Here is a 21,787-nt window from a genome sequence, read left to right as displayed (position 1 = left end):
CGCCGAAGCGGCCGAAGCCCGCCTCAGCCGGGGCATCCGGGAGCACGGGAGGGCCGCCCGCGGCGCCGAAGCGGCCGAAGCCCGCCTCAGCCGCGGCACCCGGGAACACGGGAGGGCCCGCCCGCGCCCGCGGCACCGAAGCGGCCGAAGGGCCACCGTCTCAGCCGCAGTAGCGCCGCGCCGTGGACTCCCGCTGCGGCGCCTCCAGCAGCCGCAGCCGGCCCTCCACCTCCCGCGGCACCGGGCGCCGTTCCCGCAGCACCCACGGCAGACCGCCGACCGCCTCGGCGAACGCCCGTACCGACACCGCGTCGCGGGGCACCGTCGAGACGAGCGTCCGGGTACGGCGTACCGCGGCCGGCAGCGGCCGGCGCAGCCAGGTGAACCACAGCGTGTTGCGGATGCCCTGGCGCCGGCGCAGCGTCGCGTCGCGGTGCGGCGACGCCCGGTGGTGGACGGTGAGCCGGTCGGCGTACGCGAGCCACCAGCCGTCGGCCGCGAGGTCGGCGGCGAGCAGCTCCTCCTCGCCGCCCAGCACCAGCCGGGGCGAGAAGCCGCCCGCCGCCCGGAAGGCGTCGGCGCGCAGCACGGTCGCCGCCGCGAGGAAGGACCCGAGCGCGGGTCCGGGCAGCCAGGAGGGCGCGGGCAGCGGCGAGTGCCGCAGCTCCTGGACGATCGGGTCCTCGAACGGCTCGCCGGGGCCGCCGTCCGCCGCGCCGCCCGCCTCCGGGGCGTCCGGATGCGGGTGAACCATGATGCGCGCGGTCACCGCGCCCAGTCGCCCGTGCGCGTCCAGCAGGTCGGCGGCCCCGGCCAGCGCGCCGGGCTCCCACCACGAGTCGTCGTCGCAGAACGCCAGGTACGGCGTGGTCGCCACCCGCGCCGCCAGATTGCGCCCCACCGCCCCGGTGTTGTGCGCCAGCGGGATCAGCCGCGGCGCGAGGGGGTGGCGGCGGACGGCGGACGCGCTGCCGTCGGTGGAGCCGTTGTCCACCACGATGACCGGTGGCTTCTCGGGCAGTTCGGCGAGCCGGTCCAGGGTGTGCAGCAGGTCGTCGCTGCGGTTGTGGGTGATGACGATGACGGTGGTGCGGGGATCGGTGGTCACGGGAGGCTTCCTCGGGTCGGTGCGGGCGTGCGGCTGCGGTTCCTCGGCGTACTCCGGGGCGCCCGGGTGACGTCACCGGTCCCGAGACCGTTTCCGGCCACGGCGCCCACGCTCACGGCGCCCCCTCCAGCACCCGCACCCGGGCTTCCACCGGCGCGGGCAGCAGCCGTCGGCGCGCGAGCGCGGCCGGCAGCCGGCGTACGGCTCCGGCCAGGGCGAGCCGGGCCGCCGGGTCAGTACGCGCGTCCAGCGCCAGCCGCACGGTGCGCACGAGGGCGTGCCGCAGGGGGCGGCGCAGCCACGCGGTGAGCAGGACGTTGCGGCGCACCTGGGCGGCGCGGCCCGGCCGCGGTGCGCCGCCCGCGCCGTCGGGCTGGTGGCGGGCGACGAGCGCGGGACAGTAGGCGACGCCCCAGCCGGCCGCTTCCAAGTCGAGGGCCAGCAGCGTTTCCTCGGCACCGAAGTGGAGTACGGGGTGGTAGCCGCCGACCTCCAGGAAGGCGTCGCGGCGGGCGACGGCGGCGCAGCCCAGGAAGCCGAGCACGGACGGCCCCGGCAGGTCGGGTTCGCGGCCCAGCGGGGAGGCGGCGAGCACGTCGTTGAGCGGGTCGGGTCCGGCGTCCGGACCGACCAGGGTCGCGGCGGCGGCCAGCCCCAGCCGCGGATGCGCCGCGAACACCTCGGCGGCCCGCGCCAGGGCGCCGGGCTCCCACCAGGAGTCGTCGTCGCTGAACGCCACGAGCGGCGTGCCGAGTGCGGCGGCTCCGTACGTACGGCCGACCGCGCCGAGATTGCGGCCGGGCGTCAGGACCCGTACGGCGGGGAAGCGCTCGCGCACGGCGGCCGCGGTGCCGTCCGACGAGCCGTTGTCCACGACGACCACGGGCGGCTCCTCGGGCAGCCGCGTGATCCGCTCCAGCGTGCCGAGCAGCCGCTCGCGCCGGTCCCTGGTGATCATGACGATGCCCACCTGCGCGGTGCGCCGGGCCTGCGGCGCGGCCACGGCGCCGGGCAGCCCCACCGTCCGCGCGGTCACGGCCGGACCTCCGGCCCCGGCGCGGCGGCGCGGGCCGCGCGCCGGGCCAGCGCGGTCGTCGACCTGCCGTCCAGGTACGGCAGGACGAGGGCCTGGCCGCCCCACTCCCGCAGCGTGGCCGCCTCCGGCAGCGCGTCCACCGAGTAGTCGCCGCCCTTGACCCATACGTCGGGCCGCAGCCGCCGCAGCAGCTCGACGGGCGAGTCCTCCTCGAACACCGCGACGGCGTCGACGCTGCCCAGCCCGGCCAGGACGCGGATGCGGTCCGCCGCCCGGGTCAGCGGCCGCCCCGGGCCCTTGAGGCGGGTGACGGACGCGTCGGAGTTGACGCACACGATGAGGCAGTCGCCGATGCGCCGGGCGCTCTCCAGCAGGCCGACGTGCCCGGCGTGCAGCAGGTCGAAGCAGCCGCCGGTGGCGACCACCGTGCCGCCCCTGGCCCGTACGCACCGGGCCAGCTCGAACGGGTCGTCGGGCCGCGCCGCCGCCGGCCGGTCCGCCGGTGGCGCGGTCTGCCACAGGGCCCGGTTGCCCGCGCCGCCGGCCGCGACGAAGGCGGCGGCTTCGGCGACGGCCCGCTGCACGGCTTCCTCGGGCAGCGCGCCGTCGGCCAGTGCGGCGGCCGCGGTGGCGGCGAAGCAGTCGCCCGCCCCGCACGGGTCGCCGTCGGCCCGGTACGGCGCGGGCACCAGCATCGGAGAGTCGCTGCCCGCCCTGGCCAGCAGCGCGCCGCGCGCGCCGAGCGTCACCGCGACGGCCGCGGCCTGCCATTCGGCGGCCAGTTGGGCGCCCCGTACGGCACAGGCGTGCAGTGACCGGTCCTCACCGGAGGCCAGCGCGCGCGCTTCGGAGGCGTTGGGCGTGACCAGCCGCGCGCCCGGCACGGGCGGATCGCCCTTCGGGTGCGGGTCCCACAGCAGCGGGACCCGGTGCGCCACGTCGGCGAGCAGGTCGCGCACCGCCGCCGCGGTGCCCCGCCCGTAATCGGCGACGAGCACGGCCCGCGCTCCGGCGAGCGCCTCGCGCACCCCGGGCCCGGGCCCGCCCGGCCGCCCGCCGCCGCGGTCGAACCGCACCAGGGGACGTCCGGACGCCATCACCCGTGTCTTCTCCGGCAGTTGACCGTCCAGGGGGATCTCCACCAGGCGTACGACGCCGCGCAGCGCGCGCCGTACCGCCTCGCTCGCCGGGTCCTGACCCAGCGCGGCGACCAGGACCACCTCGCGTCCCGAGCGCGCGGCGAGCGCCGCGGCGAGTCCCGCACCGCCCGGCCGGCTGCGGTCGTCGGTGACATCCACCACCGGGGCGGGCGCGTCCGGCGCCAGGCGCGAGGACTCGCCGTCGATGTCCCGGTCCAGCAGGACGTCCCCCACGACGACCAGGGGCTGACGGGCGCTCACAGCCGCCTCCCGGGGCCGGTGCCGCACCGGGCGTTCACAGCGCACCGTCCCGGTCCGCCACCGCGACTTCCACCGCGGCTCCCAGCGGGACGTCCGAGGCGGACGGCGCGGACGGCGGCGCGGCGCTGACGGCGTCGAAGTGCTCGCACAGGATGTGCACCGCTATCAGGTGCGCTTCCTGCACCGTCGCGCTGCTGGGGGAGTGCACGCACACCGCCTCGTCGGCGGCGTCGGCCAGCGGGTTGGGCCGGGGCCCGGTCAGCGCCCACACCCGCAGCTCCGCGTCGCGCGCGGTCTCGGCGGCGGCCAGCAGATTGCGGCTGCGGCCGGAGGTGGAGAGCAGCAGGAGGATGTCGCCGGGGCGGCCGTGCGCGGCCACCTGCCGGGCGTAGACCTGCTCGAAGCCGTAGTCGTTGCCGATGGCGGTGACGCTGGAGGTCTCCGCGTGCAGGGCGATCGCCGAGTAGGCGGGGCGGTCGTGCTGGTAGCGGCCGACGAGTTCGGCCGTCAGATGCTGGGCCTGGGCGGCGCTGCCGCCGTTGCCCGCGGCGAGCAGCCGGCCGCCCACCGGCAGCACGGCGCCGAGCTGGTTCCCCCACTCGGCTATCCGGCGCAGGTGGTGGCGGCGCAGCTGGTGCACCGCGTCCTGGAGCGACTGGCAGTGGCGGTGGGCGGCGTCGAGAGGATGGCTCATGGTCGTCGGGCTCCCGCAGGGGCGCCGGTGGCGCCGGGGGCCCGCACCTCCTTCACACGTCTGCGGCGGGGTCAGGGCGTAGGACGGCCGGCCGGGCGTGGCCGCGGACAGGGGTCAGGCCACCTCGGTGACGGCGGGCCGCGGGCTCAGCACGCCGCGGTAGACGACTTCGGTGCCGGCCGCGACCTGGTCCCAGCCGTACCGGGCCAGTACGCGCCGGCGGCCCGCGGCACCGCAGGCGGCCCGCCGCTCGCCGTCCATGAGCAGTTCGCCGACCGCGTGGGCCAGCGCGGCCGGATCGCGCGGCGGCACCAGCCGCCCGCAGTCCGGGTCGGCCACGGTGTCCAGCTGCCCGCCGACGGCGGTGGCCACCACCGGCGTCCCGCAGGCCATCGCCTCCAGCGGCACGATGCCGAACGGCTCGTAGTCCGCCGGGCACAGCACCACGTCGGCGGCGCGCAGCAGCGGCGGTACGTCCTCGCAGGGCACGCCGCCGATGAAGCTCACCCGGTCCGCCACCCCGGCGGCGCGGGCGAGTTCGCGCAGCCGCCGTACTTCCGGGTCCTCGTCGAGCCGGTCGGCGGGCGGCCCGCCGGCGATGACGAGCCGGGCCTCGGGCAGCCGGGCCAGCGCGGCGACGGACACCTCCGCGCCCTTGCGCGGGACGAGCCGGCCGAGCTGGAGCAGCAGCGGGTGGTGCGCGCTGTGGTCGGCGACCGGCCCGTCCGGCGTGAAGCGCGCGGTGTCCACCCCGCACGGCACCACGCTGACCTTGCCGTCGCCGATGCCCATCCGGGCCAGCTCGTCGACCTCGTCGCGGCAGGTGGCGATCACCCGGTCGCAGCCCTCGCCCACCTCGACCTCGCAGGCGACGCGGGAGCGCGGACTGGTGTCGGCGTCGCCCTGGTGGCGGCGCTTGACGGTGCCCAGCGCGTGGTACGTGTGGGCGAGCGGCAGCCCCAGTTCGCGGGTCGCCTGGAGCGCCGCCAGGCCGGACATCCAGAAGTGCGAGTGGACCAGGTCCGGCGCCCGTACCCGCCATTCGGCGGCCAGGTGGTCGCCGAACGCGGTCATGTACGGCAGCAGGGAGTCCTTGGGCACGTGCCGGGGCGGCCCGGCGGGGACGTGCCGGACCCGTACACCGGGCCGCAGCACCACCTCGTCCGGCAGATCGGCGGCGTCCCGCCGGGTGTACACCGTCACCCGGTGCCCCCGGTCGGCCAGCGCGCCGGCCAGGCGCGCGACATGGACGTTCTGGCCGCCCGCGTCGACGCCGCCGAGCACCGCCAGCGGGCTGGCGTGCTCGGACACGAGCGCGACGGACAGGCGCGGGGTGTCACGCAGCGGGGTGGTCATGTCCGCACCTCCGTGATCAGGCGTTCCCAGTCGTGCAGGAAGCGCTTGAGCCCGTAGCGCTCCAGCGCCGCCTGGCGGGCCCGCGCGCCGTCCTCGGCCGCCGCGTCGGGGTCCTCCAGGTACGTCCGGGCGGCCCGGGCCAGGACTTCGGGCCGGTTGGAGAGGGTGCCGGTGCCGGGCCGCACCGCTTCGGCGGCCTCGGTGGTGGCCAGGGCCACCACCGGCATGCCCAGGTGCATGGCCTCCAGCAGCGACAGGCCCAGCGAGGTCCAGCGCACCGGGTGCAGGTAGAGCCGCCGCTGCGCCATCGCCGCGTGCAGGTCGGCCTGTGGCAGGTCGGCCGTGCGGCAGCGGTCCGGTGGCAGGCCCAGATGCTCGGCGAGCCCGTCGGTGCGCATGCCGAAGACGTCCAGCGGGGCGGCGGCCGACAGCTCGGGCAGCAGGTCGGTGCCGACCGTACGGCCGCGCCGGACCGGCTCGTTGACCACGACCGCGGCGCGTTCGACGGCCCCGGTGTAGAGGTGGCCGGGGTCCACGATGCCGTGCTCGATCACTTCCGTACGGGTGCCGCCGTTGTCCCAGAACAGCCGGTTGAAGTGGGTGACGTGCACCAGCGTCAGGTCGTCCCGGTCGGCGTACGGGTGGCGGGTGTGCGGCACGTCGCCGTCCGGCGCGTTGTGCTCCAGGTAGACGGCGGGCACGTCCCGGCCGGGACGGCGCCCGCCCAGCCAGCGCTCCGCCAGCTCCGCCTCGTGCGGACGCTGGAGCACGACCAGGTCGACCGGGGTGTGCCGCAGCTCCGCCGGGGTCTTCTCCACCACCGATTCGGGCCACGGGAAGGTACGGGCGCGGCCCAGCCCGTCGGGGCCCCGGTCCGGGGTGACCGGCACCAGATAGGTGTGCGGCCCCTGGACGAACGCGGTCGTCCACGATCCGTGGACATGCCAGAGCAGGATGTTCATACAGTCGCACCTCGTTCGGTGTCGTCGGGAGCCGCTGCGGAACGGTCCGTACGGCCGGGCGCGGAGGGCACCGACGGCCGTCCCGGGCCGGTCAGCCGGGACACGGCCGCGAGCAGCGCGGTGTCGCTGACCGTGTCGAGACAGGGGTGTCCGGGCACCGGGCAGCGCCGGGCACGGCTGCCCGCGCACGGCGCGTCCTGGTCGCCCAGCAGGATGTGCGGCACGCCGTACGGCGCCCACAGCCGCGCGGGCACCACCGGCGCGAACAGGCAGACGACCGGTGTGCGCACGGCGGCCGCCAGGTGCGCGGGGCCGGTGTTGCCGACGACCACGGCCCGCGCGCCCGCCAGCACCCCGGCGAGCTGGTGCACATCGGTGCGCCCGCCGAGGTCCAGCGCGTGGCCGCCCGCGACGGCGGCGGTCAGCTCCCGTTCGCCGGGCCCGCCGGTGACGACGACGCGGTGGCCCGCCGCGCTCAGCGCGCCCGCCGCCCGGGCCGCCCGCGCGGCACTCCAGGCACGGGCCGGCACCGCCGCGCCCGGGTGCAGCACCACGTACGGGTCGGGGCCGGTCAGGGGAGAGGTGTCGGGCGGCGGCAGGACGCCGAGGGCGCCGTCGTCGCCGGGCGGCAGGGCGAACCCGGCGTCCCGCGCGAGGTCGAGCGCCGCCTCGGCCTCGTGCCGGTGCGGCTTGCGGTGGTGCCGCAGGTCCAGCAGCGCGCCGGGGTAGTCCACGCTGTCCGCCGCGACCCAGCCGACCCCGGCGAGCTTGAGCAGCAGCGCGGCCGGCAGCGGGCTCTGGTGGTACGAGACGAGCACCAGCGCCCGGTCGAACCGGCCCGCCGCCAGGGTGTCGACCAGCTTCTCCGTGACCCGCCGGTCCACCGGCGCGGGCCGCAGGCCCACCCACGGCGCGTCGTGCACGATCACCTCGTCCACACCGGGCAGCAGCCGCGCCGCCCGCTCGCCCAGCGGGCCGCACAGCAGCGCGGTGTACGACGAGCCCGCCGCCACGGCGCGTACCGCCGGACCGGCCAGCAGCACATCACCCGCGCTGTCCAGCCGGACGACGAGCGTCCGCGGGGCCGAGGTCATACGGCGCCCTCCCCGGTGCTCCGGCCGCCCAGCAACAGCCGTACGGCGCCCGGCAGATCGCGTGCGTACGCGCGGGCCGCGACGACCTCCTCCGCCCGCGTCATCGGCGTCGGGACGAGCACCCCGCGCGCCCCGGCGGCCAGCGCCGCGCCCACGTCCGCGCCGATGTCGCCGACCACGGCGGTACGCGCGGGGCGGACGCCGAGGTGTGCGCAGGCGGCGAGGACCAGGCCGGGCGCGGGCTTGCGGCAGCCGCAGCGGTCCCCGGGCCCGTGCGGGCACACGGCCCACACGTCGAACGGCCCGAACCGCGCGTCGATCTCCCGCCGTACGGCGGCCACCTGGTCACCCGTCAGCAGGCCGCGCGCGACGCCGGACTGGTTGCTCACCACGCCCACCCTCAGGCCGCGGGCCCGCAGCGCCGCCACGGCCTCCCGCGCGCCGGGCATCGGCTCCACCAGCGACGGGTCGCCGTTGTACGGCACATCGGCCACCAGCGTCCCGTCCCGGTCGAACAGCACCGCCTCCAGCGGGCCGGCGTCGCCGGACGGCGGCCGGGTGGGGACCGGCACCCGCTCGGGGGCCTGCCGCCCCGGCGCGTACAGCCACAGGCGCCCGGCCTCCTCGCGCTCCGCCGCCGGGTCCGCGACCGCCGTCGCCGCACGGGCGCCCGGCGCGGTGTCCTGATGCCTGTTCACCGGCTACACCCGCTCCGGCACCGGCTCCGGCAGAGCCTGCGGCACCGCGGGCGCGGGCCGCACGCTCAGCGGCGCCACCCGGCGGTGCCGCACCAGGCCGCGCAGCCAGTGCCCCGCCGCCGACGGCGGGATCAGCACGCTGGTCACCGCCATCGTCACCACCTCCTCCCGGGTCCGCGGGCCCGGCGCGATCCGCGCCCACGCGAACTCCGCCGTACCGCCCAGCCACAGCCCGGCCAGCACCGCCGCCGCCTGCCGCCGCCCGGCCGCGGCACACACCAGCGAGGCACCCGCCGCCGCGGTCACCGCCAGGTGCCACGGCAGCCGGCCGCGCGGCGCGTCCGCGTGGTGCCACCAGTCCCGGCCGTGCCGGCGGGTCATCAGCACGTCGTCGGCGTTGCCCGCCTGGAGCCGTACGGAGACCCAGCGGTCGGCCGGACGCACCGGGTGCGTGGTGCGGCGGGTGCCGGACGCCAGCGCCCAGCCGGCCGCCAGCACCCGCAGCGCCAGATCGGCGTCCTCCCGGAAGGCGCGCCGGAAGCGTTCGTCGAAGCCGTCCACGGACTCCAGCGCGTCCCGCCGGTACGCCATGTCCGCGGTGATCCACTTGGCGGTGGCCAGCCCCGCGGTGTTGCGCTCCCAGTCCGTCGAGCGGCGGTCGACGGGCACCGGCACGGCGATCCGCGCGGTGATCCCGGCCGTACGCGGCGACGCGGCGGCGAGGTCGGCGGCCAGGTCCGTACCCCAGGAGGGGCCCGGCACCACGTCGTCGTCCAGGAAGACCACCCACGGCGTGGCGTCCGCCGCCCGCCAGCCCGCGTTGCGGGCCGCCGCCGGGCCGCGCGCGCAGCCCGGGACGATCTTCGTCCGGTCGCGCAGCGCCTCCGGGATCTCGGCCGGCAGCGGGGTGCAGTCGTCCAGCGCCCGGTCGTCCACCAGCACGACCTGGAGCGGCGGCGGCCCCTCGGCCGCGGCCAGCGCGCGCAGGCACGCCGTCAGGCTCGGCCGCCCGAGCGTCGGGATCACCACCACGTAGTCGGTGGTCGGCGCGGTCATCGGACCGCCTCCTCACCGCTGCCCGCGACCGGCCCCGCGATCGGCAGGGACGCGGTCTCCGCCAGCCGGTCGTACGAGGCGGGCGCCACCGTCTCCTCGTGCCCCGACGGGAACGACAGCACCTCGGCCGGGCGCCGCGCCGAGCGGTTCCCGGCGGCGAAGAACTCCTCCCGCCGCACCGCGAACGGGCCGATGGCCAGCAGGTCCACCGGCGTGGAGCCGAAGCACTCCAGCGCGTCCCGCGGGTCGTCGACCATCGGCCGGCCCGCGGTGTTCAGGCTCGTGTTGACGACGACGGGCAGTCCGGTACGGCGCTCGAACTCGGCCAGCATCCGGGCCACCAGCGGCTCGTCGGCCGGGTCCACGGTCTGGATGCGGGCGGTGCCGTCCACGTGCACCACGGCCGGGATGCGCTCCCGCCACTCCTTCGCCACGTCGTGCACGAAGAGCATGTAGGGGCTGGGCAGCTGCCCGTCGAAGATCTGGCCCGCCCGGTCGGCGAGCACCATCGGGGCCACCGGCCGGAACTGCTCGCGCCCCTTGACGTCGTTGAGCCGCTCCAGGTTCGCGGAGTGGCCCGGGTGCGCCATCAGGGAGCGGTGGCCGAGCGCCCGCGGCCCGTACTCCGAACGCCCCTGGAACCAGGCCACGACGGCGTTCTCGGCCAGCGCCTCCGCGACGGTCGCGGCGATGTCCTGCGGCCGCTCGAACGGCACGGCGGCGGTCCGCAGCCACGCCTCCAGCTCCGCGTCGGACCAGCCGCGGCCCAGGTCGGCGCCGGGCATCGGCGCGGGCTCCTCGCCGCCGTCGGCGCTCAGCAGCAGCGCGCCGCCGAGCGCGGTGCCCGCGTCACCGGCCGCGGGCTGCACCCACACCCGGTCGAACGGACCCTCGCGCGCGATCCGCGCGTTGGCCACACAGTTCAGCGCCACCCCGCCGGCCAGCGTCAGCACACTGTCGTGCGTGCGGCCGTGCAGCCAGCGGGCCAGGTCGAGCAGCGTCTCCTCCAGGACCAGCTGGGCACTGGCCGCGAGATCGGCGTGCGCCTGGCTCCACGGCTCCTCCGGGGCGCGCGGCACGCACAGGTCGCTCCACGGCACGTGCGCGGCGTGGAATCCGCCGTCGCCCGTCGGGTACACGTGGCGGCGCAGCTCGGGCAGCATCCGCGGAGTGCCGTACGAGGCCAGCGCCATCACCTTGAACTCGTCCGAGGAGCGCAGGAACCCGAGGTGCGCGGTCAGCTCCTCGTAGACCAGGCCGAGCGAGTGCGGCAGCTCCTGCCCGTACAGCGGCTCCAGCTTGCCCTGTACGCGCTGCGCGGCCAGGTGCGAGGTCGCCTCGCCGCGGCCGTCGAGCACCAGCACCGAGCAGGTGTCGGCGTCCGGCGCGGCGAACGCGGCGGACGCGGCGTGCGCCATGTGGTGCGGCACGAACCGCACCCGCTCCGGATCGAGCCCCGGCAGCGCCGTCCTGAGGAACCCGGGGGCCTCGCGCGCGTACGTCAGGCGCAGGTGGTCCCAGGGGTCGTCCAGCCCCATCCGCTCGGCGGGCCGGGCGAGCCGGGGATCGAAGGAGTACGCCACCGCGTCCAGGTCCTCGGGGCGCAGGCCGGCCGTGGCCAGGCACCAGGCGGCGGCCTGGTCGGGCGTCTCCCAGGCGGAGAAGGGCACCGGCCGCTTGCCGTGTTTGCGCCGCGAGAAGCGTTCCTCCTCGGCGGCGGCGACGGTCTGCCCGTCGACGACGAGGGCGGCGGCGGGGTCGTGGAAGAGCGCGTTGATGCCGAGAATGCGCATGGCAGTTCGCTGGCCTTTCGTCGGGATGGACGGCGGCCGGCCGCGCCCGGTCGGGGCGGCCCGGACGCCGGGGGCTGCGGCCCGGCCGGAACCGGCGCCGGGTCAGGCCCCCTGCCGCCTGCGGAACCAGTCGACGGTCCGCGCCAGACCGTCCCGGGCCGCCACCTCGGGCTCCCACTGGAGCTTGCCGCGGGCCAGGGTGATGTCGGGGCAGCGGACCGCGGGGTCGTCCGTGGGCCGTTCGATGAAGCGGATCTCGGAGCGGGAGCCGGTCAGTTCGGTGATCAGCCGGGCCAGGCCGAGCATGGTGATCTCGACCGGGTTGCCCAGGTTGACCGGGCCGCGCAGATCGGAGGCGGCCACCGCGAGGACACCCCGTACGGTGTCGTCCACGTGGCACAGGGAGCGGGTCTGCCGCCCGTCCCCGGTGACGGTGAGCGGCTCGCCCGCCAGGGCCTGCCGGATGAACGTCGGCACCGCCCGGCCGTCGTGCCCCCGCATCCGCGGCCCGTAGGTGTTGAACAGCCGCACGATGCCGGTGTCGGTGCCGTGGGTGCCCGCCTCGGCGGTCGTCAGCGCCTCGCCGAAACGTTTCGCCTCGTCGTACACGCTCCGGGGGCCGATCGGGTTGACATTGCCCCAGTACGACTCGCTCTGCGGATGCTGCTGCGGATCGCCGTACACCTCCGAGGTCGAGGCGAGGACGAAGCGCGCCCCGTGCGCGCGGGCCACCGCGAGCGCGTTGCGCGTGCCCAGACTGCCGGTGTCCAGCGTGTGCAGGGGCAGGCGCAGGTAGTCGGCAGGGGAGGCGGGGGAGGCGAAGTGCAGGACGAGGTCCACCTCGCGCCCGATGCGGAACGGCTCGGTGACATCGGCCTCCACGAAGGTGAACCCGGAACGGCCCTTGAGGTGGGCTATGTTCTCCCGCGCTCCGGTACTCAAGTCGTCGACGCAGGTCACCGCGGCGCCCTGGGCCAGCAGGGCGGTGCACAGATGCGAGCCGACGAAACCCGCGCCGCCGGTCACCACGGCGTGTTTCCAGTTCCGGGACAGGGCGGCGTTCATGGGATCTCCCTCGGCTAGGGGCTACCGGGCATCGGGTGCCACTCCAGCCCCGGAGAAAACGTCACGCTCGGCGACGCTGCGCACACGCCTGGCATCGCTTAAGCTGAAAAGTCGCCGCATGACGGGCTTTCCCACCCGTTGCTTCCCGGTGGCCGCGCGTGGCCAGTCAATTCCGGTGCGTCGAGGGAGCGGGGCCCCGGCTCCCCGGCCCGGCCACCGCCGCACAGTCACCCGTATGTCCGAGCCAGCGACCGCAGCAGCCCGTCGAGCAGCCCGTCCCCCTCCGGCGCCAGCGTGTGCGGCCCCGTCTGAGCCCGGCCCTGCGGCGACAGGCACCAGGCGAACAGCCGGTCCAGCTCCCCTTTCCCGGCCTGCTCGCAGCGCAGTACGGCCGGCCAGCCCAGCGCCGCCGCCTGCGCGCTGACCTTCGCACCGCCCTCGACGGGATCGACGGCGAGCGCCGGGGTGCCCGCGCGCAGCGCCAGGACCATGCCGTGCAGCCGGGTCGTCACCACCACGTCCAGCCGGGCCAGCACCGCGTGCAGTTCGTCCGGCGTCGCGGGCAGCCGCCAGTCGCGCGAGTCCAGCCGGGTGTCCAGCGGCAGGCGGGCCGCTTCCACCGTCCCCAGCCAGTCCGTCAGCCGCTCCGTGACCTCCTCGTGCCGCCGCCGGGCGCCGTACTCGTGCTGCCCGCCGGTCAGCACCACACCGACGAGCGGCACGCCGCGCGGCGCCGGGGCCCGCAGGCTCAGGTCCTGCGCCCCGGTCCGCCGCCCGGCCACGTCCCGGGCCAGCACCTCGTCGAACCGGGCCACCGCCGGATCGTCCGGATCGGGTACGGACACGCCGACGGCGACCCGGCGGCACCCGGCGAACCGTTCGTGCAGCGCGAGCAGCGGGCTCGGCCCGCCGTCCGGCGTGGGCCGCGAGTGCACCGGCCCGCAGGCGAAGACCACGTCGGTGAAGGCCGCGGGATCGGCGTCGTCCAGACGCAGCCCCTCCGGCCGGAACACCGGCGACCAGGCCGTGTCGTACGCGATCCCGGCACCGCGCAGCGCGTCCTGCACGGCCTCGGCCGCGAGCATGTCCCCGGCCGTCACCTCGCCGTGCAGAAAGCTGAACCAGCCGGTGAGCAGGACCCGGCGGGCCGGCGGGGGCACGGGGGCGCGCCGCTGCTCCGGGGCCGTCACGGCGCCGGCACCGAGACCGGCGCCGAATCCGGCGCCGAATCCGGCACGTCCTCCGGCTCCGGCCGCGATACGGGCTCGGCCGGTCGTACGGGCTCGTCCGGAGGTACGGATTCGCCCGGACGCACGGGCTCGGCCGACCGCACGGGCTCGTCCGGCCCTACGGACTCCGGCCGCCACACGGCCGGTGTCCGCCGTACGTTCTCGGGCCGCCGCACCGGCTCCGGCAGCCGCGCCACCGCCGTCAGCACCTCCGCCGCGGTGATCCGCAGCAGCCGTCCGTCCGGCTGCTCCCCGTGCGCGTCGCCCGGGCGGGCCCGGTCCAGGTGGCCCGGATGCCACAGCGCCCGGTGCCGGGGCAGCCGCGGCGGGCCCCACAGCCGGGGCGCGACCGGCCCGAAGAGCACCACGGACGGCGTGCCGAGCGCGCTGGCCAGATGCGCGAGCCCGGTATCGCCCACGATCACCGCACGGGCCTGCGCGACCAGCGCCGCCAGCTCCCCGAACGGCACGTCCGCCGAGCCGCCCAGAACCGCCGACGGCGGCAGCCCGGCCTGCACGGCCACCTGCCGGGCGAGCGGCCCCTCACCGGCCCCGGCGGTCAGGACGACGCGGTGCCCCGCCCGGTGCAGCGCGTGCGCCACCGCGGCGAAGCGCTCCGGCGGCCAGCGGCGCGCCACCGCGTCCGCGCCCGGGTGCACCACCACCGCGCCCGGCGCCGGGGACGGGCCCGGCGGCGCGTCGATCCGCAGATCGTCCGGATCCGCCGGAACGCCGTACCAGGTCAGCAGACGGCACCACCGGCTGCGCTCGTGCTCGTCCTCGCGCCAGACCGGGCCCAGGAGGCGGGGCATCGCGGGATGCGCGTACGCGAACAGCCGGACCGGGCGCAGCGCCAGCAGCGGCAGATGGCTGGCCGGCCCGTTGCCGTGCAGGTCCACGGCGATCGCCGGGGGCGGGCCGTCCCAGTCCACCGCCCGCGGCACGCCGCGGCCGGGCGCCGACGCGGGCAGCAGCCGGTCGACCACACCCGTCGCCGCGGCGGCCTCGGCCAGCCGGCCGGGCGCCGCCAGCACCAGCTCGTGCCGCGGAAACGCGGTACGCAGCGCCCGCAACGCGGGCACCGCCGTCAGCAGGTCCCCGAGGCCGAGCGCCCGGAGAACGAGGATCCGCGGCCGGTCGGCGCGGGGGAGCGGGGTCGGGCGGGCCGGGGTCATACGTGGTCCTCCTTGGCGTGCGGGTTCCTGATGTGCGGGGCCGTCGGCGAAGGGCGGTACGGAACGGCGCGGGCCGCCTTTCACGGCGCGGACCGCTGACACCAATGTGTGGTCACCTCCGGAGCCTCGCGACCGCTGGGCCGCCGGGGGCCCGCCGGTTCCGGGTGTCCGCCGGGGCCGCTCCGTAAGCCGGGCGCCGGAAGCGCCTTTACGGGTACGTACCCGTACCCATAAGCTGGACGGTGGAGAGGAGCACGATGATGGCTGACGCCAACGTCCGGATGCCGGAGGAAGCCAAGGAGCGGCTGGCCGCGATAGCCGCCGGAGAAGGCCTGTCGCTGCGGGCCTACCTGGCCCGCCTCGCCGACACCCTGCTGACCCCGCAGGAGCGGGCCGAGCAGGCCGAGAAGGCCCGCGCGGCACTGCGCCAGTGGACGGGCTACGACCCGAGCCCGGACGAGGAGCGGAGCCTGGACGAGGAACTCGACCGACGCCTGGCCCGGGCGGCCGGCCGGTGAGCGAACCGATGCACGTCGTCCTCGACGACACGGCCATGGCCGCGGCCGGACGGGGCAACATCATCGTCTCGCGGCTGATCCACCGGGCGCACGCCGAGGCGGACTGGTTCCTCTACGCCCCGGCGTGCGCCCTGGTCGAAGCCGACCGGGCCCGCCCCGGAACGGCCGAACACCTCGCCGCTCTGCCCGGCATCACCGTCCTCGACCTGGACCTGCCGGCCGCCTTGGCGGTGGCGCACGAGCAGACCTGGGCGGCGGCGCATGCCCAGTACGCCGCGCAGCCGACACCCGACCGGCCGAGCGGGGCGGTCATCGCCACGACGCTGCCCAAGCAGTGGGAGGGCCGGCCGGTCCGCGTCCTCGACCTGACTCCCTGAACCGGGGGCCGGCGCCTCCTGTCCTGGCGCTCCCGCCCCTCTTGTGAGCAACCCCACCCACCCCCCGGATCCCTTGTGCCCCAAGGGATCCGGGGGGTTTCCGCACGCCTGGGGCGGGGGCCGCTCTTCCCCCGCCCCCGAGGCGTCTGTGAACATGTGGGATTGCTGTGCCTGGAAGGGTCCGTCGTCCGCGGACCGGAGTGAGGCCGGCATTCCGACCGAATCGGCGCCCATGGTGTGCACGCAGTCGTGCTCCGTGCCCGCCGAGCCGCTCTCCGAGCCTGCTGGGCTCTTCACGAAGTTCTCGCGCCTGTGTCTTTGCCTGTTCGATCCGCTGCCCGTGTCCCGGCGCAAGCGGAGTCCCACGAGTCGATTCCCGCCCCGGAAACCCCCGAAACACTCGAAACCGAGAAAAATCTGCGCCGGCGTCTCGGCGGCTTCCGGTACCTGCTGGGCCGCAAGCCGTCCGGCGGCGGCGCCGACCACGCGCCGTGGCGGTCGCTGCGCTACCGCAGCATGCGCTGGTGGTCGGTGGCCAACCTGGTGTCCAACGCCGGCACCTGGATGCAGCTGACCGTGCAGAACCTGCTGGTGCTCCAGCTCACCGGTTCCGCGGCGGCCACCGGTCTGTCGCTGTCCGTGCAGGCGGGCCCCGGCCTGATCATGGGGCTGTTCGGCGGTGCCGCCGTCGACCGCTGGCCCCGTAAGCTCACGGCCGGGCTGAGCCAGGCCGTGCTGGGCCTGGTCGCCTTCGCCACCGCGGTCCTGGTCGCCACCGACCAGCTGAACTACGGGCTGCTGATGGCGCTGGCCGCCGTCACCGGCCTGGTCGCCACGGTGGACGGCCCGGCCACCGCCCTGCTCGGCAACGACCTGGTACGCCGGGAGGACGTGCCCTCCGCGATCGCCGTCGGCTCGCTGGTGCACAGCGTGGGGCGGCTCGGCGGTACGGCCCTGGCCGGTGTCGCCGTCGGCTTCCTCGGCACCGGCGCCGCCTATGCGGCCAACGGCCTGTCCTTCCTGTTCGTCGCGGCCGTCATCCCCTTCCTGAAGCCGGTGGGCGAGGCGCTGCGGGCGCCCGCGAAGAGTCCGCAGGGCACGGAGGAGGCCGTCGCGTCCGTGGGGGCGGCGGAGCCGGAGGTCGGCGACCGGGCCCGGGACGGACTCGCCTTCTTCATGCGCCGGCCGCGGCTGGTCGCGCTGGCCGCCATCACCGGGCTCAGCGCGATCTTCGGCCGGAACTACCAGCTGACCCTGGCCGTCCTGGTCACCGGGCCGCTCGCGGCGGGCGCCGGCGCGTTCGGCACCGTCTCGTCCGTACTGGCCGCGGGCGGCATCGTCGGCGCGGTCCTCGCCGCGCGGCTGCGCAACCCCTCGGTCAAGCTGGTCGGCGCGCTGGCCGCGGCCGGTGCGCTGCTCCAGGTCTTCGCCGGGCTGTCCCCGTCGCTGCTCGTGCTGCTCGTGCTGGTGCTGCCGATGTCGGTGGTGGAGTCGGTCTCCGACACCGCCGGTACGACGGTGCTCCAGACGGACCCGCCGCCGAACATGCGCGGCCGGGTGCTGGGCGTGTGGCGCAGCGCGAGCACGGTGTGGGGCCTGGTGGCCCCGCCGCTGCTGGGCCTCCTGATGGAGGTGGCCGGTGCCCGCGGCGCCCTGGTGGCCGGCGGCCTGATCATCGCGGTGGCGATCGGCGCGGGCGCGCTGCTGCGCTCCCGCGAGCGGATCGCCTGGCTGGCGACGCCCGCCCCCGCCCCCGCGCCCGCCGTGGCGGCGGAGTACCGGTCCGTGGCCTGACGCCCGGACGCGGGACGCCCGGCCGGGGCCGGCGGGACGCCCGTCCCGCCGGCCCCGGCGTCGTGACGGGCTGTCGCGCGGCGCCGCTACCGGTCCTTGAACACGGCCTTCTCCACCTCGGCCGGGTTCTCGTAGCTCTTGCTGGGGATGCTGGAAATCTTGTCCCGCATGCCGCTGTCCGCGTGGTTGCCCTCGGCGCACGAGACCAGGTCGTCCTTGCTCGCCGGGTAGTGGGCGCCCTTGAGGGCCTTCTGCAGCTCGATCGGGTTGGTGTCGCTCATGGGATCCTCCGGTTGGGGGAGTGGGGTGCCGTCCGGCGGCCTGCCGGTGGCCGCCCCTCCAGTACCCGACCATTACGGGATTAATCGGACGAAAGTCCTGTCCGGGGGCGATGCCCCGGCCCCTGGCCCGGGCCGCGCCGCGCCGCGAATGGGCGGCAACCGCAGGGGTACCCGCGTCCTCCCGCAGCGCGTGAGCCCGAGGAGGACAGGTGAGCGGGAAGAACATCTTCGTACTGGGCCTGGAGGAGAGGAACCTCCCCGCCCTGCGCGACGTGCCCGACGCGGAGCGGTACCGCTTCCACCCGCTGCTCACCCACGGTGAGCTCCAGGGGGGTGAGATCTCCGTACCCGACCTCCTGGAAAAGGCCCAGGGCATCCTGGACTCCTTCGACGGCACCATCGACGCGATCGTCGGCTACTGGGACTTCCCCGTCAGCACCTTCGTACCGATCCTGAGCGAGCGCTACGGCACCCGCAGCACCGGCCTGGAGTCGGTCGTCAAGTGCGAGCACAAGTACTGGAGCCGCCTGGAGCAGGAGAAGGCCGTCGACACCCACCCGCGCTTCGGCCGCGTCGACCTCGACACGCCCGACCCGCGCCCGCCCGAGGGCGTCCGCTTCCCCATGTGGCTCAAGCCCGCCCTCGCGTACTCCTCGGAGCTGGCCTTCGGCGCACGGGACGAGGCGGAGTTCCGCGCGGCGGTCGCCAGGATCCGCAAAGGCATCGGCCGCGTCGGCCGCCCGTTCGAGGACATCCTCCGCCGCCTCGACCTGCCGCCCGAAATGACGGGCGTCGGCGGCCAGGTCTGCCTCGCGGAGGAGGAACTGTCCGGCATCCAGGTGGCGGTCGAGGGCTACGTCCACGACGGCGAGGTCACGGTCTACGGCGTACTGGACTCCATCGACTACCCCGACAGCTCGTCCTTCCTGCGCCACCAGTACCCCTCAACGCTCCCCGAGCCCGTCCTGCGCCGGCTGCGCGACGTCTCCGTCCGCGTCATGCGGCAGATCGGCATGCAGGAGGCGACCTTCAGCATCGAGTACTTCTACGACCCGCACACCGACGCGATCAACGTGCTGGAGGTCAACCCCCGGCACTCCCAGTCGCACGCCGAACTGTTCCAGTACGTCGACGGCGCGCCCAACCACCACGCCATGCTGCGCCTCGCCCTCGGCGAGGACCCGTCCATGCCGCACCGCGCGGGCCGCTACAAGACGGCCGCCAAGTGGTACTACCGGTGGTTCGCCGACGGCGTCGCCCGCAAGGTGCCCACCCACGAGGAGATCGCGCGCATCGAGAGGCGGATCCCGGGCACGCGGATCCACGTGATCCCCCGGCCGGGCCAGCACCTGGCCGAGATGGCGGAGCAGGACAGCTACAGCTTCGAACTGGCCCATGTCTTCACCGGGGGCGACAGTGAGGAGGAGCTGCGCGAGAAGTACGACCACTGCGTGGCAGCTCTGGACCTGGCCTGCGAGCGGACCCGGCCCGGCGGCCGGGACGGCTGAACCGGACGGCCGGTCCGCGTGGCTGCGGCGCCGGTGCACGACAGTGAGGAGAAGGTCGCCGCATGCGTTACGTGAGCAATCTGCCCTGCGCCACGGCGGAGGAGGACCACGTCACCATCCCCGTCTCCGACGGCACCCGCCTGTCGGCGCGCATCTGGCGCCCCACGGCCTCGGACGAGGAGCCGGTGCCGGCGGTGCTGGAGTACATCCCGTACCGCAAGGGGGACCTGACCGCCGTACGCGACTCCATCCACCACCCCTACATCGCCGGCCACGGCTACGCCTGCGTCCGCGTCGACCTGCGCGGCACCGGCGAGTCGGAGGGCGTGCTGCGGGACGAGTACCTGGAACAGGAGCAGGCCGACGCCGAGGACGTGCTCGCCTGGCTGGCCGCACAGCCCTGGTGCGACGGCACCACCGGCATGATGGGTATCTCCTGGGGCGCCTTCGCCGCCCTCCAGGTCGCCGCCCGGCAGCCCCCGAGCCTGCGCGCCATCGTCATCGCGTCCTTCACCGACGACCGGTACGCCGACGACATGCACTACATGGGCGGCCAGCTGCTCTCCGACAACCTGGCCGAGGCGGGCACCATGTTCGCCTACGGCACCTGCCCGCCCGACCCGGCCGTGGTGGGCGGCCGCTGGCGGCGGATGTGGCACGAGCGGCTGGAGAACACCCGGCCGTGGGCCGTGGAGTGGCTCAGCCACCAGCGCCGCGACGCCTACTGGCGGCACGCCTCGGTCTGCGAGGACTACCGCTCGGTACGCTGCCCGGTGCTCGCCTCCAGCGGCTGGGCCGACGGCTACTCCAACGCCGTCACCCGGCTGCTGGCCAACCTCGACGTACCGCGCAAGGGCCTGATCGGCCCGTGGTCGCACAAGTTCCCCCACCTGGGCGAACCGGGCCCCGCGATCGGCTACCTCCAGGAGGTCGTGCGCTGGTTCGACCACTGGCTCAAGGGCGTGGACAACAACGTCATGGACGGCCCCATGCTCAGCGCCTGGATGCAGGACAGCGTGCCGCCGTCCACCTCCTACGAGACCCGGCCGGGACGCTGGGTCGGCGAGCCCGACTGGCCCTCCCCGCACATCCGCTCCGCCTCCCGCCCGCTCTTCCGGCACCGGATCGGCGCCGACGGCGAGGAGTGCGGCGACCGCGGCTGCGGGGTGCTGACCGTGCAGTCGCCGCTGTCCGTCGGCCAGTTCGCCGGCAAGTGGGCCTCCTACAACGCGCCGCCGGACCTGCCGTACGACCAGCGCGAGGAGGACGGCGGCTCGCTGGTCTTCGACAGCGACCGGCTCGCCGAACGGGTGGAGATCCTCGGCTCGCCCACCGTCGAACTCGACCTGTCGGTCAGCGAACCGGTCGCCATGGTCGCCGCCCGGCTCTCCGACGTGTCCCCCGACGGCCGGGCCACCCGGGTCACCTACGGTGTGCTCAACCTCGCCCACCACGAGACGATCGGCGATCCGGAGCCCCTGGAGCCCGGCCGCCGCTACCGGGCCACCGTCCAGCTCAACGGCTGCGCCCAGGCGTTCCCGCCCGGCCACCGCATCCGCCTGTCGCTGTCCACCTCGTACTGGCCGCTGGCCTGGCCGCCGCCCCGGCCCGCCATGCTGACCGTGTACGAGGGCACCAGCACCCTGACACTGCCGGTGCGGCCCACCACCGAACCCGACCGGCTGCCGCCGCGCCCGTTCGGCGAGCCGGAGGGCACCCGGCCGCTGACCGCCACCCAGCTGACCGCGCCGGAGGAGCGCTGGGAGGTCAGGCGCGACCTGATCGACTACAACTCCGAGCTGGAGATCGTCAAGGACCGCGGGCTGGCCCGCCTGGAGGACACCGGCATGGAGGTCGGCCGCCGCGCCTACGAGCGCTACGCGACCGTCGCCGACGACTTCACCTCCGCCACCGGCGAGACCCGGTGGACCATGCGCTTCCGGCGCGGCGACTGGGACGTACGGGTGGTCACCCACCAGAAGGTGCGGTGCGACGAGAAGCAGTTCACCGTGGACGCCACCCTGGACGGCTACGAGAACGACCGCCGCGTCTTCTCCCGCACCTGGAACGAGACGATCCCGCGCGACTGCCTGTGAGCCGCGTCCGCCCGTGAGAGAGGTACGGTCGGCCCGTGCGCCTGCTGCTGATGTCCGACACCCACCTGCCCAAACGCGCCAAGGCCCTGCCGCCGGAGCTGCTGGAGCAGGTGGCCCGCGCCGACGTGGTCGTACACGCCGGGGACTGGGTGGACACCGCCACGCTGGACCTCCTGGAGGACCGCTCCCGCCGGCTCATCGGCGTGTACGGCAACAACGACGGCCCGGAGCTGCGCGCCCGCCTGCCGGAGGTGGCGTACGCCGAACTCGGCGGCCTGCGCTGGGGCGTGGTCCACGAGACCGGCCAGAAACAGGGCCGCGAACGCCGCTGCGCCGAACGGTACCCGGACCTGGACGTCCTGGTCTTCGGCCACAGCCACATCCCCTGGGACACCACCACCGAAGACGGCCGCCTCCGCCTGCTCAACCCCGGCTCACCGACCGACCGCAGGCGGCAGCCGTACTGCACGTACATGACGGCGCGGGTGGGAGAGGGGCGGCTCACGGACGTGGAACTGCATCGGCTGCCGCCGCGCCGCTGACGGAC

At 75.8% G+C, this 21,787-nt stretch carries 20 protein-coding genes; 6 read left to right on the top strand and 14 right to left on the bottom strand.

The genetic code is table 11. The features are described 5' to 3' along the window. Positions 1–160 precede the first annotated feature (160 nt). From CP973_RS28790 to CP973_RS28730, 13 genes are all read right to left on the bottom strand, one after another. Complete coding sequence (locus CP973_RS28790) at positions 161–1,108, bottom strand: glycosyltransferase family 2 protein (protein WP_150246820.1); 948 nt, start codon at positions 1,106–1,108, stop codon at positions 161–163. Between the two features lie 112 nt (positions 1,109–1,220). Continuing rightward, positions 1,221–2,144 (bottom strand): glycosyltransferase family 2 protein, encoded by a 924-nt coding sequence (locus tag CP973_RS28785; RefSeq protein WP_150246819.1) that lies wholly within the window; start codon positions 2,142–2,144, stop codon positions 1,221–1,223. Continuing rightward, positions 2,141–3,544, bottom strand: a complete 1,404-nt coding sequence (rfaE2, locus tag CP973_RS28780) for a D-glycero-beta-D-manno-heptose 1-phosphate adenylyltransferase (RefSeq protein ID WP_150246818.1) — start codon at positions 3,542–3,544, stop codon at positions 2,141–2,143. The genes CP973_RS28785 and rfaE2 overlap by 4 nt, the downstream gene beginning before the upstream one ends. 34 nt (positions 3,545–3,578) lie before the next feature. Further along, positions 3,579–4,238 (bottom strand): D-sedoheptulose-7-phosphate isomerase, encoded by a 660-nt coding sequence (locus CP973_RS28775; protein ID WP_150246817.1) that lies wholly within the window; start codon positions 4,236–4,238, stop codon positions 3,579–3,581. Positions 4,239–4,352: 114 nt separating this feature from the next. Continuing rightward, positions 4,353–5,594 carry a glycosyltransferase gene (locus tag CP973_RS28770; protein WP_150246816.1) on the bottom strand — a complete coding sequence of 414 codons (1,242 nt, stop codon included), beginning with the start codon at positions 5,592–5,594 and terminating at the stop codon, positions 4,353–4,355. Further along, the gene (locus tag CP973_RS28765; RefSeq protein WP_150246815.1) at positions 5,591–6,556 is read right to left on the bottom strand and encodes a glycosyltransferase; all 966 of its coding nucleotides are present in this window, start codon (positions 6,554–6,556) and stop codon (positions 5,591–5,593) included. The genes CP973_RS28770 and CP973_RS28765 overlap by 4 nt, the downstream gene beginning before the upstream one ends. Beyond that, positions 6,553–7,650: a glycosyltransferase family 9 protein gene (locus tag CP973_RS28760; RefSeq protein WP_150246814.1), complete on the bottom strand. Its 1,098-nt coding sequence runs from the start codon at positions 7,648–7,650 to the stop codon at positions 6,553–6,555. The genes CP973_RS28765 and CP973_RS28760 overlap by 4 nt, the downstream gene beginning before the upstream one ends. Continuing rightward, the gene (locus CP973_RS28755; RefSeq protein WP_150246813.1) at positions 7,647–8,348 is read right to left on the bottom strand and encodes a D-glycero-alpha-D-manno-heptose-1,7-bisphosphate 7-phosphatase; all 702 of its coding nucleotides are present in this window, start codon (positions 8,346–8,348) and stop codon (positions 7,647–7,649) included. The genes CP973_RS28760 and CP973_RS28755 overlap by 4 nt, the downstream gene beginning before the upstream one ends. Before the next feature lie 3 nt (positions 8,349–8,351). Continuing rightward, a complete protein-coding gene (locus CP973_RS28750; protein ID WP_150246812.1) occupies positions 8,352–9,404 on the bottom strand; it encodes a glycosyltransferase family 2 protein in 1,053 nt (350 codons plus the stop codon). Beyond that, positions 9,401–11,197 carry a carbamoyltransferase family protein gene (locus tag CP973_RS28745; RefSeq protein WP_150246811.1) on the bottom strand — a complete coding sequence of 599 codons (1,797 nt, stop codon included), beginning with the start codon at positions 11,195–11,197 and terminating at the stop codon, positions 9,401–9,403. Before CP973_RS28745 ends, CP973_RS28750 begins: the two co-directional genes overlap by 4 nt. A 102-nt stretch (positions 11,198–11,299) precedes the next feature. Continuing rightward, the gene (locus tag CP973_RS28740; RefSeq protein ID WP_208853321.1) at positions 11,300–12,262 is read right to left on the bottom strand and encodes a UDP-glucuronic acid decarboxylase family protein; all 963 of its coding nucleotides are present in this window, start codon (positions 12,260–12,262) and stop codon (positions 11,300–11,302) included. Positions 12,263–12,489: 227 nt separating this feature from the next. After that, a complete protein-coding gene (locus CP973_RS28735; protein WP_244410275.1) occupies positions 12,490–13,347 on the bottom strand; it encodes a polysaccharide pyruvyl transferase family protein in 858 nt (285 codons plus the stop codon). 101 nt (positions 13,348–13,448) lie between these two features. Next, positions 13,449–14,666, bottom strand: a complete 1,218-nt coding sequence (locus tag CP973_RS28730; RefSeq protein WP_244410056.1) for a glycosyltransferase family 9 protein — start codon at positions 14,664–14,666, stop codon at positions 13,449–13,451. Between the two features lie 260 nt (positions 14,667–14,926). Here CP973_RS28730 and CP973_RS28725 point away from each other — a divergent pair, with 260 nt between their 5' ends. From CP973_RS28725 to CP973_RS28715, 3 genes are all read left to right on the top strand, one after another. Continuing rightward, on the top strand, positions 14,927–15,184 hold the full coding sequence (locus CP973_RS28725) for a hypothetical protein (protein ID WP_150246810.1): 258 nt from the start codon (positions 14,927–14,929) through the stop codon (positions 15,182–15,184). Between the two features lie 8 nt (positions 15,185–15,192). Then, positions 15,193–15,561: a PIN domain-containing protein gene (locus CP973_RS28720; RefSeq protein WP_150250405.1), complete on the top strand. Its 369-nt coding sequence runs from the start codon at positions 15,193–15,195 to the stop codon at positions 15,559–15,561. Between the two features lie 516 nt (positions 15,562–16,077). After that, positions 16,078–17,355 carry an MFS transporter gene (locus CP973_RS28715; protein WP_244410274.1) on the top strand — a complete coding sequence of 426 codons (1,278 nt, stop codon included), beginning with the start codon at positions 16,078–16,080 and terminating at the stop codon, positions 17,353–17,355. 86 nt (positions 17,356–17,441) lie between these two features. Here the strand turns inward: CP973_RS28715 and CP973_RS28710 are convergent, their stop codons facing one another. After that, positions 17,442–17,636: a DUF2795 domain-containing protein gene (locus CP973_RS28710; protein WP_150246809.1), complete on the bottom strand. Its 195-nt coding sequence runs from the start codon at positions 17,634–17,636 to the stop codon at positions 17,442–17,444. Positions 17,637–17,845: 209 nt separating this feature from the next. Between CP973_RS28710 and CP973_RS28705 the strand changes: the two genes are divergently transcribed. The 3 genes from CP973_RS28705 to CP973_RS28695 all read left to right on the top strand — a co-directional run bounded on the left by CP973_RS28705 (position 17,846) and on the right by CP973_RS28695 (position 21,782). Next, on the top strand, positions 17,846–19,144 hold the full coding sequence (locus CP973_RS28705; RefSeq protein ID WP_150246808.1) for an ATP-grasp domain-containing protein: 1,299 nt from the start codon (positions 17,846–17,848) through the stop codon (positions 19,142–19,144). 62 nt (positions 19,145–19,206) lie between these two features. Next, on the top strand, positions 19,207–21,240 hold the full coding sequence (locus CP973_RS28700; protein ID WP_150246807.1) for a CocE/NonD family hydrolase: 2,034 nt from the start codon (positions 19,207–19,209) through the stop codon (positions 21,238–21,240). A gap of 35 nt (positions 21,241–21,275) precedes the next feature. Then, on the top strand, positions 21,276–21,782 hold the full coding sequence (locus CP973_RS28695) for a metallophosphoesterase family protein (RefSeq protein ID WP_150246806.1): 507 nt from the start codon (positions 21,276–21,278) through the stop codon (positions 21,780–21,782). Positions 21,783–21,787 lie beyond the last annotated feature (5 nt).

The organism is Streptomyces albofaciens JCM 4342 (assembly GCF_008634025.1).
Classification (GTDB): domain Bacteria; phylum Actinomycetota; class Actinomycetes; order Streptomycetales; family Streptomycetaceae; genus Streptomyces; species Streptomyces albofaciens.
The sequence above is the reverse complement of the archived record's forward strand: the minus strand, read 5'-3'. Positions and strand labels throughout refer to the sequence as shown.